Source organism: Pseudomonas sp. MAG733B (genome assembly GCF_036884845.1).
GTDB lineage: Bacteria > Pseudomonadota > Gammaproteobacteria > Pseudomonadales > Pseudomonadaceae > Aquipseudomonas.
In genome coordinates this window covers 4,339,890-4,353,500 of sequence record NZ_CP145732.1, presented here as the reverse complement: position 1 = coordinate 4,353,500, position 13,611 = coordinate 4,339,890, and the positions used below count along the sequence as shown (strand labels likewise).

Genomic DNA, 13,611 nt, shown 5'->3' with positions numbered 1-13,611 from the left:
AACAAAATGATGGATGCTGTGTGCTCTGATCTGCTGGCCGAAGTGCGTGGGTTTCGTCAGCGCTACCCCGATGTGCGCTACGTCGACCTGATTTCCCTGGACATTCCCGGGCATTTCTACGGCAAGCGCTACCCGGTCGAAATGCTCGAAAAAGTCGCTGCCGGCAGTGCGCTCAAGTTGCCGCAAAACTGTGTGTTGCTCGGCACTCAGGGCGGGCTTTTCAAGATCGGCGACTACTGCTTCAACGACGGTGATCCGGATGCTTTGCGCCGCCTGGTGCCAGGCACGCTGAAACTGGTGAGCTGGGAAAAACAGCCGTTGGGGCAAATGTTGATCACCTCGGACGGCACAGCAAAACCGATCGAATTCGAACCGCGCGAAGTGTTGGCGCAAGTGCTGGCGCGGCTGGGCCGCAAAGGCATTTTTCCGGTGGTGGCGTTCGAGCTGGAGTTCTATCTGTTCGACAGCCAGCTGCGTGATGGTTTGCCGCAGTTCGCCCGCGATCCGCTGACGGGCGATGCTGATGATCAACCGAACATGCACATCGAGCGTCTGTCGCGGTTTGCTCCTGTACTCGATGAAATGGTCGAGACTGCCCGGGCACAAGGCATCGATGCCACAGTGATCACCGCCGAGTTGGGGCCTGGTCAGTTTGAGATCAATTTCGGCCATCTGGATGACGGCCTGCGCGCCGCCGATTGGGCTGCCCTGTTTTGCCGCAGCACCCGTGGTGTAGCGCTCAAGCACAACTACCGCGCCAGCTTCATGGCCAAACCTTACTTGCAGCACCCCGGCAGCGGCATGCATGTGCATGTGAGCCTTTACGACGAAGCGGGCAACAACTTGCTGGCGGCGAACGGGCAGCAAGCGCTGCGCCATGCAGTTGCGGGTTGCCTGGATGTGTTGCCGCACTGCATGCCGATCTTCGCGCCGAACCACAACGCGATGCGTCGCTTGAGCGGTACGGTAAACGTCGCCTCGCGGGCCAGTTGGGGCTTTGAGGATCGGGATGCCTGCCTGCGAGTGCCGGAGTCGGACGCAAAAAACCTGCGAATCGAACATCGCCTCGCTGGTGCCGATGCCAACCCTTATCTGGTGCTCGCCGCGATCCTGGTCGGGCTGGAGCAAGGTCTGGAGCGCGGTCGCGAACCAATTGCACCGCTCAACGAAGACCGCAACAGCGGTATCGACTTCCCGCTGGAAATGCTTGAGGCCGTGCAGTCCATGCAAGGCAACCCGCAGTTGCGCAAAGGACTGGGCGCGGAGTTCGTCGATGTGTATTGCGAGAACAAGCGTCAGGACCACCTGGCCTTCCTGCACGACATCAGCGCGCGGGAATACCGCTGGTTCCTGTAGTTAAAGAGCTTTCGAGGTTAACCCTAAAAAAGATCTGGATATTTAAAGGCTTAGAGAATTTAGTAACTGACTGGTTAAATAAAATATCTTGTTACAGGGCGAAACATTGCGTAATATCCGCGCCGCGTTCACCACCACGGTTTATGCATTTTTAAGTCCCGGGCGTCCATCAGCTGCCCGGGATTTTTTTTGCCTGCGATTTCTGCGTCCATCAGCGCATCAGGACTTCGCTTCCTTGGTGCCCAGCACGTCGCGAATGTTGTCCACGACATTGCTGTCCTTGATCACATCGTTGAGCCAACCTTCGAGCGGCATGTTGCCCCATTTGATCGCGCGTTCGATCAGGTAGGGGACAGGGCTCTGGGGCTCGGTCTGCTTGAAGAACTGCGCGATACCCGCCAGCAGGGTAAACGCTTCATCGCGGGTCTGGGGCGTAGTGCGCAGCGGCGTGACGGGAATGTCTTGCTGGGTCTGGGTCATTGCAGCACCTGTAGGTTGTACGCCAGCGCTTTCGGAAACGGCCGGGGTTGCAGCGACAGGGGCCGGATGCAGTTCGATCCCCCGATCCTTGAGCAGTTTTTCGGCCAATTGGCCTGCACGGGACAGCACGTCATGCAGCCCGGCAAAGCTCGGCGCGTCAGGGCCGAACAGCCTGTCAGCGGTGCTCTGCAATTGCTGGCAGGCGTTGAGGCTGGCGGCGATTTCGCTGGCTTTGCGGCGCAGGTGATCGGAGTCGGTCAGCACCACCGAACGCTGAAAGACCTCAGCGTTGATCTTCCCTTCGTCCAAGGCGGCGCGCATGGCCTGCGGGCTTTGCAGTGCCAGGTTTTCGACATGCCTGGACTCGTCGTAACGCAGCAAACCGTATTGCTGGCCCTGGGTAATGGGCAGTCCGCCCACGACATCGGCCAAGGTGGTTTTCATCCACGCCAAACGGGCCGCGCGTTCATCGACGCCGTCTTCGAGGGAAGGGAAGAGGTCGCCCCAGAAATTATCCAGAATGCGTTCGGCCAGCGTCAGGCCAAAAGTGATACCGCTGAAATGATGCTGGTGCGCCAGCCCTTCGCTGAGCCAGGCGACCAGCATCAGGTCCTTGCTCTGTCGAGCCAGGCCTTGAGCCGCCAGGGTGATGGTCAGGTCCCAGTCAGAAGACTTCAGATCCGTTTGCCAGTCACCCTGGGTCAAATAATCGGGGTCTGCTCGCCGCGCTTCTTTCACCTGATCGAACAAGGCGGAAAAGCTCAAGTCTTCGCCGCTCCCCTCATTGATGGGCGCGGTCAGTTCGGCCAGCGAAAGGTCGTTGAGAAATTCAGACATAGGTAACTCTGATCAAAATAAAAGAACACCGTACCCGCCCGGCAGGCACGGTGCTGAAAACGAGCCGCCGGGGCGGCCCGTCATTGCCACGGTTTTATGCGAAAACCTTGTTGGCAGTGCGATCCCAACCGCCGGTGACGTTGCCGCCGCCCTGGCCATCGGCACGGCTCTGCTGGGTGTAGGTGGTTTTGATGCGGGCAAAGTTGAAGCTGATTTCTTCGATCGGCAGGTCGCCAACCGATTTGTCTTCGCCGTTCTGGCTGCCACCGGCGACCGCTTTGACCGACGACACCACGACTTCTTCCAGGTTGATGGTCAGGTAGGTCACCTTGTCACCACCAGCGCGGTTCACATTCAGTTGGATCTTGGCGATGTGCGTGCCTTTGCAGCAGGCTTCGAACAGCTTGGCAGAAGCCTTGTCCACGGCTTTGCGGATGCTGAAATCGCTCAGCGCGACACGCTCCGACGAAGCACCGCCCGACGAGCTGGCAGTCGCGGAAGTGGCCTGGGTAGCGCCGTACTCGTAGCCCAGCACTTCGATCCAATCCTTGTGTTTGTCGTCCAGTACTTCACCTGGAATGCCGTCGATCTGGATGTATGCGTCAAATGCCATTTCTAATTTCTCCTTACCTTCATTTAAAGGGGTGAGTCTGAAAACAGATCGCAGCCCTTCGTTTTAACCTCTTTGAAACGATCAAGAGAGGTGTGTTACGGCAGCCTCGGCCCACTTCGAGATGGCCCAGGCACCGAATTTTCTATTACCGGCGCAGGCTTCTCAGTTGAGTGCCCGCACTTCGATTTCTACCCGCCGGTTAGGTTCCAGACAGTGAATCAGCTGCGCCCTAGGCTGCTGCATATCGCACTTGACCAAAGGCTTGTTGCTGCCTTCGCCGACCGCTTCTACCAGCTCGCCGGGGACACCTTTACCCACCAGATAAGTCTTGATGGTTTGTGCCCGCTGTTTGGAAACCTGCAGGTTGCCTTGTGGGTCGCCGAGTTGATCGGCGTGCCCGGCGATGATGATTTTTCCGATGTTGGGGGTGCTGAGCAGCTTGCCGGCAATGGCGCTGAGCTGGCTTTGACCCTCGGTCTTGAGGCTCTGGAAATCGGCACGGGCAAAGGCGAACAGGGTGTCCGACTCCAGCGTGATGGTCTCGATCGAACGCAACGACTGGGTCAGCAAACTGTTGATGTAGTTGCGCGAGCTGGAGATCAGGAACGCGTTATCGAGAATCCGCGGCACGTCCGGCTCGTGAATCTGATCACTGTAGAAATTGATCTGGCGGCTGGCGAATTCATAGTCCTGGTTACTGGTGGCAGCAGCGGCACTGCCGACCTGGCGGGCAATCGCCGGATACCAGTAATCCGGGATTTTCGCTTTCAGGAATGCCGGGTCGGCCTTTTCCCGTTGCGCACGCGACAGCATGACGTAGGTGTCCAGTGTTGCCTTGCCGAACGCGGCAATGGATTGCGCGCGGTTGTCGTTGGGCAGCGCCTTGGGCTCGACACTGTCCACACCGGTTACGGGCATCAACTCTTTGGCGTTGCGCTGATAGACCTTGAGCGTAGTCAGCAGATACAACGAGCGGGTCAGGTTGTCGGCCGTGGGTTTAAGCATCACGGTTTCCAGCCGATCGAAATACTGGCTGCGCACCATTGGCTCTACCTTGTGACCCTGGTAAAGCCCGAGGCGCATGCGCAACGGCACACCTTCGTCGTGATGCTGCGCGTAGTAATGCGCGGTCCAGAATCGCAGGCGATCCAGGGTTTGCCAATCGGTGTATTGGCCGCTGGCCGAGCGATCATCGACACCTGCCTGGGTCAGCTCGGCCGTGATGTTTTGCAGGGTGTTCTTGTTGTTGATGTACGACCAGCCGAGCAGGCTGCACAGCAGCATCGCCACCAGCCCGGCACCGCCGATCCATGCTGCCTTGCGCCGGCGTTCGCGATGGTTGGTGGTGTACAGCGCCACCAGATGCTGGTCGGGAATGATAACTTTGCGGAACAGGCTGTTGATGAACAAAGGACGTGGCTGCGCGTTGCCGCTGGCGGTCTCCAGGTCCCGTTCGAGTGAGAAACGCTCTGTCACCTGGCGTGCGTGTCCACCCATTTCCGGCTGGTCGGCATCCAGGGCGCTAGTGAAATAAAAGCCGCGCAGCAATTCTGCATTTTGATAAGGATTGGCGCGCAGTAACGCATCGACGAACAGTTGCAACCGTGGTTTGAGCGCCGCCAGCTCCAGCGGGAAGCGGTACACCGCCGAATCCTGGCGGGTGATCTGGATGTCCTGCGTCACCAATTGCTGGCTCGCCACCTGTTGCCAGTAGCTGACCAGTTCATCCATTGCGACGCCGAAGCGCTGGCCCCAATCAGCCTGCTCGTAACCTTTGTGGGAAAAGGTCTTGCCCATGACTTCGCCGCGCGCGGTTTCATCGAGTTGGCGATAGAAGGGTGCGAAGCCCGGCAACAGGTCGCACTTGGTGAACACCAGATACACCGGCAGACGCACTTCGAGCAGGGCATGGGTTTCCTGAATGCGTTCGCGCAGGCGCTTGGCGATACGCTCCTGATCTTCCAGCGAGGCTTGCAGGATGTCGTGGATGCTGACGGTGACGATCAGGCCATTGAGTGGCCGGCGCTGGCGATGCTGGCGCAGCAGTTGCAGGAAGGCCCGCCATTTGCCGGCCTCTTCCTGGTTGTTCATGTAGCGGCCGGCGGTGTCCAGCAGGACTGCTTCGGAGCTGAAAAACCAGTCGCAGTTGCGCGTGCCACCCAGGCCGGCAACGCGCACGCCTTCACGCTCGGCGTAGGGGAAATTGAGCCCCGATTGGTACAGCATGGTGCTTTTGCCCGCCGCAGGCTGGCCGACCACCAGATACCAGGGCAAGGCGTACAGCGCATCTTTGGCGTTGCTGCCCCGTGGTTTGTTGCTGTGCAAGCGTTCGATGCTCTGCAACAGCCGCTCACGCAACAGGCTGACCTCTTCGCGATCCGCCGGGCTCGCGTTCAGCACCGCTTGATCGGCATCGTCGCGCAGCAGCCCTTCGAGGTTGTGATGGCGTGACACGCCACGATAGAGCAGCAGCACATAGCCTGCCGACAGCACCAGGAATACGCCGATGCCGGTCAGCAGGCTGTTGAGCGAACTGAAATCAAACGCACGGCCGATGCCCCACACCACGAAGATAGTGAGGAAAAAGCACACCCCCAGAATGTAGGGTTGATAGCGCAAGAAGTAGTACTTGATCTTGTTCATACAGGCTTCGAATCCAGGGCATCGACAAAACGGTCGATAACGTCACCCAGAGGGCGGTCGATTTCGGGAAAGGCGTGTTGGCGGTGGTGCTCGTCGAAGGCATCGAAAGACGCCAGCACGTCGTAGCTTTGCGAGCGGTCACTGATGCCCGTCAGCACGCGGTAGGCATCGCTGGTTTGGCGTGAGGCGAAGCAGATCAGCCGGGGGCGCATGAAGTCGTCGGCCAGCAGACTGATCTGCGGCACCGCGCGTTCCGGGGTCATTTGCGTCAGCCAGGTGACCCACAAATCGGCAGTCGGATTCTTCAGGCCTCGTTCCGCCGGCAAGGGCAGGGCGATGCCGATTGGCGTCGTGTGCGCCAAGTGCCGTCTGAGGGCCTGAAGCCGGGTAAACGCGGCGTTGGTAACGAATTCCGGGTAGGCACCCTGGAGTGCACTACTGATATCGCGCAGGTTGAAGTTCACCAGGAACTTGTCATGTACGCGCCGGAACAACTCGAAGTCCTGGCCTTGCAACGGACGCAGGGCCTTGATGCGATCGAACAGCACCGAGGTGCTTTCACCCTGGACGGCCATGTGCAGCAGAGGCCTGATCTGGCCACTGAACAGTTCGCCAAGGGTGAACGGATTGACCAGAGGCTCGGCTTCGCTGGCCTTGAGCGTCTGGAAAATGAAAAACGGATAGCGTCGCCCACTCGAATCTTTCGAGCTGATCAGCCCGCCCAGCAACCAGTTGCCGCTGCGCGCGCGATAGCTGAAAAAACACACCGGCAACGTGTCGAACAGCTCGCGCCAGTCTTCGCGGTGCTGCAAGGCGGCCAGCGCGCCTTGGAGCCAGCCGTCGAACTCGCAGACGTCGTCGCCTGCACCTTGCAGGCTGACGAAGTCCGGGCTCGATGGGACTTTTCCGAAACAGCCGATCATTGGCCGGTTCCCTGATTCAAGGTGCGGCGACTCACAGCGGACGACCTTCTTTGGCGTTCAGTGCGCTCAAGGCTTTGACGTTGGCCAGGTCCGTCAGTTTGACGCCGCCGTAGTTGCGCACGGCGAGGCTGACCGGGCCGCTGCTGGTGTTCCAGCTGAAGCGTTGCTGGATACCGTCCAGATCGCTGACCCGTGCGCTGTCGTTCATGCGCAGCAGGCCCCAACGGCCTGGGTAGTCGAATACCGTGATGCGTTCGCCGCTCAGTGTCACCACATCCAGTCGTGCGCCCGGCGTGGTGGTGGTGCCCGGCCACGAGAAACGGCTCCAACTGGTCTTGCCGTTGCGGTAGTGCTGCACCTGGCCATCGAGAGTGAAGATGATGTCGGTGAGACTGGCCGCAGGTTCGAGCATGATCTCGAAACCGTTGTCGCGGTCCGACAGGCTGGCAATCACCTGGCCCAACGAGCTGGCCTTGTCGATGCTGTTGACCATGTTCGGATTGACCAGCGGTGTTGCCTTGCTGTCGCTGCTCATCCCCAGGCCTTCACCACCGGACAGGTTGCCGATTTCGTTACGCTTGAAGTTCGGCAACAGCCCGGATTCCGGGTCGACGAAACGTTGCAGGTCCTTGACCGAGGCTTCGTTGCGACTACCGGGTGCAATGGGGTAACGGTGCGCCATGACCTGTTCCCATGGCTTGGCAATCTGCTGTGCCCAAGCCTTGGCAATCTGTTGGCCGGCCGGGTCGCGCAGGGTTTCCCAGGCAAACTGGATCGGCAGGCTGAACAAGCCCTGCAACGAAGTGGAGAGGCCGCCCTGGCTGGTATCGACGGTGGTCTCGACATAGTTGCGCACGCTGGTCACTTCGCTCGGCAGCCCTTCGAGGGTTTCGCTGATCAGCTGCTTGCTGCTCTTGCCAACGTCCTGGGAGCGCTGGATGTTGTTCATCCGCACCTTGAGTTTGCGCAACGCCGCCAGGTAACGATCCATGATCGTGCTGTCGGCGCCTTCGGCGTTTTGCACGGCAAACACCCGCGACACTGGCTCGAAGCGTTTCGCCAGGCTGCCGTCGTCGACCGCCGGCAAAGGCGAAATCAGCGTGCTCGGTGAGGCGTTCTTGTCGTCAAAAATGCCGGTGACGCTGCTCCAGAATCCGTCCTCAGGCTTGATGCCCGCTTGCAGGGTTTCGCGGGGGGCAGGGACATCCCATTGGGTATTGTCGTTGACCGCCGCCAAGAGAATTTTCACTGGCGAGTTTTGTACGTCGCTGAGCAGCGACAGCTGTTGGGTTGCGTTGGCCATGTCGGTGAAATGGCGCACGCCGACGCTGTCGATCAGGGTGTACCAGGCTTGCGTGTAGTCGCGCTTGTAGCGCGTCATGAACTCACGGATGAAGTTGGCTTTCTGCACGATGCTGTCGGCGCCTTCACCGTCGAGCACCCAGTCCGATTCGTTCTGCAGGTTGCCCGACACCAGTTTGATCAGCTCCGGCTTGACGAACTGTTCCCAGCCCTGACGGGTGAAAATCGCAGGAACCGCTTCGGTGCCGTAGAGCAACTGACGGCCCGGCAATGGCACCAGATCACTCAGGCCGACGGCCGGGAATTGGCGACCGGATTCCAGTTGCAGGCGCAGGTATTCGCGATCGACCAGCGAGCTCGAAATCATGAAGGACTTGAGACTGTTGCGGGTTTCGCTGATGAGTTGTTCGTTGCGCGACAACGTCGGCGCCTGACCACTCTTGAGCAATTGCACATACACCGGCGCGTTGTCCTGGATCACCGCGCTGCTGACAGCGTTGTCGGCGCTGGCGGTATTGGCCCAAGCCAGCGGCAACGCAGCCGCCACGAACTCTGCATCCGGATGGGTGGCGGGTTGGGTCAGCATCAGGTAGAGCTTGAGTGCGTTGTAAGACTCGATGATCGAAGCGACCTGGCGCTCATCGAGTCGGCCGAGCATTTCTTCGGACAACGAAAGCCCGCCGGTTGTCGCCGACAGTTCCGCGGCATCGCTCGCCGTAGCCGGGTTGCGCAACGCGGTCAGGGCTTCGCCGCGAGCCTTGTTGGCGGCCCCACGGGCTGCACCGTTCAGGCGACCGGCAACATCAGCGGTGCTGCGTGGCACGTTGTTCAAGCGGATCGGCAGTTTCTGCCCCTGCAAGCGGGTTTTGGCTGAACCGGCCTTGGACGTCGCAGGCGCGAAGTTGTTTTGCGGGTCCATGGTCTTGGCGAACTCGTTGAACGCGCGCATCTGCAACTGCAATTGCAGGGTGATCGGTTCCAGCGCCTGGGTGCGCAGTTGCTGCAAATAGGCGGTCTGGGCAACGCGGTAAATGTCGTCACCACGGTACAGGCCGGCGCCGAGTTGCAGCGGCACGCCTTTGGCGCGGTGTTTCTCGATAGCGATGAGTTGATCGCGCAGCAGTTCCAGGCCCTGGCCCGAGGCGAGTAACCGTGCGCTGTCCGGGGCCTGTTGCAGTTCGGTCAATTGCTCGCGCAGCGTGGCCAGCCACTGACGGTTGTTCTGGAACGACAGGGCTTGCCAGCCGATGAACGCGACACCGGCCAGGACCGCCAGGCCCAGCAGGGCAGGGCTGGCGGATTTGTTCTTGCCGAAACGCGACTGGTAAAGCGTCAGGTCGCGATCCGGGAAAATCACTCGACGGAATGTGTCGGTGATGAAGTAGCTGCGGTCGCTGATTTTGCGGCCGGTGCTTGGCTCCGGTTGTTCGTGCTCCGGTTGCAGGGCGAACGACTCTGCCAGATCGTCTTCATACACCTGGCTCAGTTGCTGGTCGGTCTGTAAGGCGCTGGTGAAATACAGCCCGCGCAGCAACAGTGGCGCGCCGCTGCGACGAGTCTCGGCGAAGTGCTGGAGAAACTGTTCCAGCACGCCCGACAGCTCGGCGAAATAGTTCGGGAAGTTCAGCAATGCGCTGTTGGCATCGGCGCCCAATGCAATCATCTGGGCATCGACGTGACGACGAATATGGCTGTGCAAATTGGCCAGTTTGGCATCCAGTACCGGGCGCAGGCCCTGGTTGCGGATCTCGGACAAACCGAAGGTCATGCCAAGCGGTTGCTGGCGCTCGTTCAGGTCGAGGCCTTCGAACGCCTGGCTGAAGCCCGGCAGTTGGTCGGTCTTGCTCAGCATCAGGTAGATCGGTGGATTGGCTTCCAGGCAATCGTTGTACTCCTCGATGCGCGACACCAGTTGTGCGGCGAGTTCGTTGCGCTCGGCCGCGCTGCACGCGAGCAGTTCAGGCAGGCTCACCACCAACACCAGACCATTGACGGCGGCTTTGTTGCGCTGCTTTTTCAGCATGCGCAGGAACGCCGCGAACTCGCTGGCCGATGGGTCGTCGCGCAGGTAACGGCCGGCCGTATCGATCATCACGGCCTCGGGGCTGAAATACCAATCGCAATGCTGGGTGCCGCTTTCGGTGTCGTTGGCGCTGCTGGCAATGCTCGCAGACAGGCCGGAGCGGGTCAGCAACGAGGTCTTGCCCGCCGCCGACATGCCGATCACCAGGTACCACGGCAAATCGTAAAGTGCCGACGAACCACCGCCACCGGCCGAACGGTCGGCGCGCAGCATCGCAATAGCGTGCTTGAGGCGTTCGCGCAGCACTTGCTGATCGCGGAACTCGCCGGTGGATTTGAGCGAACGATCGACTTCGATCTGCACCAGGTTTTCAAGGTTGTGTTCTGCACGGATACGCTTGTACTGACGCAGCACAATGATCAGCAGGTAGAAGGCGCTGACGATCGCCATGGCCTCCAGCGCATAACCGCGCAGCCAGTTCACGTGCGGGGCCACGAACCAGCAGACCGCCAGGCTTGCCAGCCACAGGACGGGGACGAGGAACCAAAAACTCTTCAACAAACGCAATAATGTCTTCATGTCTTCCTGACTCGGTTACCTGACCTGTGCTCAGGCACTGAACAGCTGGCTGATTTGTTCGGACAACGCGGCTACGTCTTTGGCCAGCAGCCAGTCCAGCGTCAGGTAAACACCCACGCAGACCAGCGCAATCAGCGCCAGGTAGAGCCAGAGGGGAACTTCATGGCGCAGCATCTGCGAGACCTGGTCGGGCAGGGCCCAGTCAGGCGAGAGCGCCTTGGGCGTCTTGCGAAACCGCGCGATGTCCTGGCCCAGGGTATTGGCCAGGTAACGCAACTGGTCCTTTTGCCCGAGACTGAATTTGCCCTCGAAACCCAGGGCGAGGCACAGGTGGTAAACCTCGAGTACATCGAGGTTCTGTTTGACGTCACCGCGCAATGAATCGATTTTTTCGAAAAAGCCTTCGCCCGCCAGGTGTACGCCGAAATAGCGGAACTGCAACGGCTGCAATTCGAAGTGACGGCGCAATTCGTTGTCCCCGGAACGCAACACGCTTTCATCGAGGAAGGCGCACAAGGCGTACTGGGTGTCCTTCACCTGTTCAACGCTGTAGTTAGCGCTGCGGGCATCGCGTTCCAGAGCCTTGAAGAAGGTGTCGACGCTCGCCTCGAAGGCGCTGACCGAGGTCACTTGGCGGCCCTTGCGCACGATCAGCGCCATGCTGATGAAATCCTGCACCAGGTCTTTGAGCGTCGGTTTTTCGCTGGCGGCCGCAACGGCGCCTTGCAGTACGGCTTCGGTCATTTGAGTACCGCCATCAGTTCAAGCTTGAGGTTGGTGAACGCGCTGGGCGCATAGAAAGAAATGGCCTGGGCACTCATCATTCGTTCGTAGACCCGGCCATGGGGCTCTATGGAGAAATAGTGATTGTCCAGTCGCACCGGAATCGCATTGGGCAGGCGCGTCGAGTGATTGAGCGTGACCCCCGGCATGGCGCTGTTGACCACCACTTCGATGTCTTCCGGCGAGCCGACCTTGAACGCCCGTGGCACCAGTTCCAGCAGGCTCGCGCCCGGCATGTCGGCGTGCACGGAAATGTAGAAATCCGCCTCTGCCAGCCGGGGGTCGTGCAACTGTCCTTGCCAATAAGAAGGTTTGGTCTGGGTCAGGTTGATCACCACACACTGGTTCGGCACGACATTGTCGAGCAGCACGCGAATCATTTCGTCGAGCTTGACCAGCGAGGCCGCCGGGTCGTGGTGGTCGTACTCGGGGATGTCGTTGAGCTGTGTATCCAACGAAAATGTCAGCAGGCCGCCGGCGAGTTCGGCCAGGAACAGATACAGGCGCTCGGGGTGCAAGCGCGGATGGGCCAGCAAATGCGCGAGGGTCGGATGGGCGCGGTTCACCGTGTTCAACAGCCAGAACAGAGTCACATCGCTGGAGCCAAACTCGGCAATCTGGTCCGCTCGCTCGCGACGACGGCCGGACAGCGCCTTGCTTTTCGATTGCAAAGCACCGAGCAAACGCTTGCCCAGCCCGATCAGGGTGTCGTGGGTGCCCAGGTGCAGCGTCGGGTGCACGAAATGCCCGTCGAGGTTGAAACCGCCGATGTTGTTGCGTGACAGGCGAGCAATCGGGCACCAGGTGTAGCCATCGAGGTTGTCGCCGTCGATCAGCATCACCACGTTCAGCCGCAGGCTGGTGATTTCGTTTTCCAGGTCGCCTTCGTTGAGGTCCGGCAAGGTGTCGAACTGCTTGCGAAAGCGTCGCCCGGTCTTTTGTTCCTGGCCGTCTTCGACGTAGTTCAGGCCGAAGGGCTCAGGCAGTTTCAGCGCGGCGTAGACCTTCAGGTCGTTGCCCTTGAGCAAGTCCTTCAAATCGCGGGCAGCGGGCAGCGGATCATGCTGCGGCGCATCGAACAGACTGCCGTCGGGAAACACCAGTTTCAGCCTTTTCAGCTGCAGGGAGCCGGTGGCGAGGGCTTCTTCGTCCACTTCGAGCAACTGCACGCCCCAGTGAAAAGGCGTATTGCGCAGGGTCGCCTGCGCCAGCTGATGCTGGTGGAACTCATCCTGATACTGGAAATGTTGTGGCAAAAGGAACATGCCTTCGGACCACATCACCCGGCTTTGCTTACTCATTGAGCGCCTTCCAATAATGAATTCAATTTCGAGTCCACGGCTTTCTGCGCGGAGCCGGCTGCCTTGTCCTGGGCTTTTTCAATCACCACGTCCTGAACCCGTTGAGTCAGCGTTGGCTGGGCCGGTGGGTCGGGCAGGGCGGAAGCTTTGGCGAGTTGCTCTTCGGTCTTGGGTTTGTTCAGCACGTCGACGCCACTGACGGCGGAGACGGTGTTGTTGTCGACCAGTACTCGCAGGCCATCGGAAGAAAACCAGATGCCGTCCTTGCGCAACGAATTGGCGTCAAACGCGACCTTCCAGCGGCTGTTCTCGTCGGAGCGGAAAAACGCCGCGACGCCGACATAACCCGCGGCCTTGTTCAGGGGCCACTTGTCGACCTGGCCCATGCCTGGCAACAAAGTGATTTCGCGGTTCTCGATCAGGGTGTTGCCGAGGGCTTTTTGCGGGTCGTCCCACAGCGAGTCGGCGTCTACCGAGGAAAAGCGCTCCAGTGAAGTCAGCTGATAAACTCGCAGCACCACCGAAAGCGGTTTGCCCTCCGCGTCGGGGTTGAGCTGATTGCCGCCGTCGGAGGTCAGGATGACTTTCTCGTTGTCATCGAACAGCATGTCGCCGGCCCACGTATCGTCGACCCGCTTGCTGACCCGATCAGTCACGCCGCAGGCGCTCAGTACCGTCATCATCGCCACCACCGTCAGGCATTGAGCCAATGCCTTCGCGGGACGTTTCCCTGAAAAATTCTTGTCCATGACCACTACCTGTAAATGCTCG

General features: G+C 59.9%; 9 protein-coding genes. 1 reads left to right on the top strand and 8 read right to left on the bottom strand.

The window, feature by feature from the left end; genetic code table 11:
* Window positions 1-9 precede the first annotated feature (9 nt).
* Window positions 10-1,356, top strand: coding sequence for a glutamine synthetase family protein (locus tag V6Z53_RS19825; RefSeq protein ID WP_338581301.1), 1,347 nt, complete (start codon window positions 10-12; stop codon window positions 1,354-1,356).
* A gap of 219 nt (window positions 1,357-1,575) precedes the next feature.
* On the opposite strand, the gene tssA is transcribed toward V6Z53_RS19825, so the two are convergent.
* The 8 genes from tssA to tssJ form a co-directional block, all read right to left on the bottom strand.
* Window positions 1,576-2,673 (bottom strand): type VI secretion system protein TssA, encoded by a 1,098-nt coding sequence (gene tssA / locus V6Z53_RS19820; protein WP_338581300.1) that lies wholly within the window; start codon window positions 2,671-2,673, stop codon window positions 1,576-1,578.
* Window positions 2,674-2,767: 94 nt separating this feature from the next.
* Complete coding sequence (locus V6Z53_RS19815; protein WP_034150979.1) at window positions 2,768-3,286, bottom strand: type VI secretion system tube protein Hcp; 519 nt, start codon at window positions 3,284-3,286, stop codon at window positions 2,768-2,770.
* Between the two features lie 162 nt (window positions 3,287-3,448).
* Window positions 3,449-5,929 (bottom strand): type VI secretion system membrane subunit TssM, encoded by a 2,481-nt coding sequence (tssM, locus tag V6Z53_RS19810; RefSeq protein ID WP_338581299.1) that lies wholly within the window; start codon window positions 5,927-5,929, stop codon window positions 3,449-3,451.
* On the bottom strand, window positions 5,926-6,852 hold the full coding sequence (tagF, locus tag V6Z53_RS19805; protein WP_338581298.1) for a type VI secretion system-associated protein TagF: 927 nt from the start codon (window positions 6,850-6,852) through the stop codon (window positions 5,926-5,928). The genes tssM and tagF overlap by 4 nt, the downstream gene beginning before the upstream one ends.
* 31 nt (window positions 6,853-6,883) lie before the next feature.
* A complete protein-coding gene (locus V6Z53_RS19800) occupies window positions 6,884-10,756 on the bottom strand; it encodes a type VI secretion protein IcmF/TssM N-terminal domain-containing protein (RefSeq protein WP_338581297.1) in 3,873 nt (1,290 codons plus the stop codon).
* A 30-nt stretch (window positions 10,757-10,786) separates the two neighbouring features.
* Window positions 10,787-11,500: a type IVB secretion system protein IcmH/DotU gene (gene icmH / locus V6Z53_RS19795; protein ID WP_338581296.1), complete on the bottom strand. Its 714-nt coding sequence runs from the start codon at window positions 11,498-11,500 to the stop codon at window positions 10,787-10,789.
* Window positions 11,497-12,840: a type VI secretion system baseplate subunit TssK gene (gene tssK, locus V6Z53_RS19790; protein ID WP_150705092.1), complete on the bottom strand. Its 1,344-nt coding sequence runs from the start codon at window positions 12,838-12,840 to the stop codon at window positions 11,497-11,499. The genes icmH and tssK overlap by 4 nt, the downstream gene beginning before the upstream one ends.
* Entirely contained in the window at window positions 12,837-13,589 is a 753-nt protein-coding gene (gene tssJ, locus V6Z53_RS19785; RefSeq protein ID WP_338581295.1) for a type VI secretion system lipoprotein TssJ, read from the bottom strand. The genes tssK and tssJ overlap by 4 nt, the downstream gene beginning before the upstream one ends.
* Window positions 13,590-13,611 lie beyond the last annotated feature (22 nt).

Bases quoted from the DNA above. Each gene is read 5' to 3' on its own strand.
- icmH (WP_338581296.1), bottom strand. From the start codon at position 11,500: ATGACCGAAGCCGTACTGCAAGGCGCCGTTGCGGCCGCCAGCGAAAAA.
- tagF (WP_338581298.1), bottom strand. From the start codon at position 6,852: ATGATCGGCTGTTTCGGAAAAGTCCCATCGAGCCCGGACTTCGTCAGC.
- tssK (WP_150705092.1), bottom strand. From the start codon at position 12,840: ATGAGTAAGCAAAGCCGGGTGATGTGGTCCGAAGGCATGTTCCTTTTG.
- V6Z53_RS19825 (WP_338581301.1), top strand. From the start codon at position 10: ATGGATGCTGTGTGCTCTGATCTGCTGGCCGAAGTGCGTGGGTTTCGT.
- V6Z53_RS19815 (WP_034150979.1), bottom strand. From the start codon at position 3,286: ATGGCATTTGACGCATACATCCAGATCGACGGCATTCCAGGTGAAGTA.
- tssJ (WP_338581295.1), bottom strand. From the start codon at position 13,589: ATGGACAAGAATTTTTCAGGGAAACGTCCCGCGAAGGCATTGGCTCAA.
- tssA (WP_338581300.1), bottom strand. From the start codon at position 2,673: ATGTCTGAATTTCTCAACGACCTTTCGCTGGCCGAACTGACCGCGCCC.
- tssM (WP_338581299.1), bottom strand. From the start codon at position 5,929: ATGAACAAGATCAAGTACTACTTCTTGCGCTATCAACCCTACATTCTG.
- V6Z53_RS19800 (WP_338581297.1), bottom strand. From the start codon at position 10,756: ATGAAGACATTATTGCGTTTGTTGAAGAGTTTTTGGTTCCTCGTCCCC.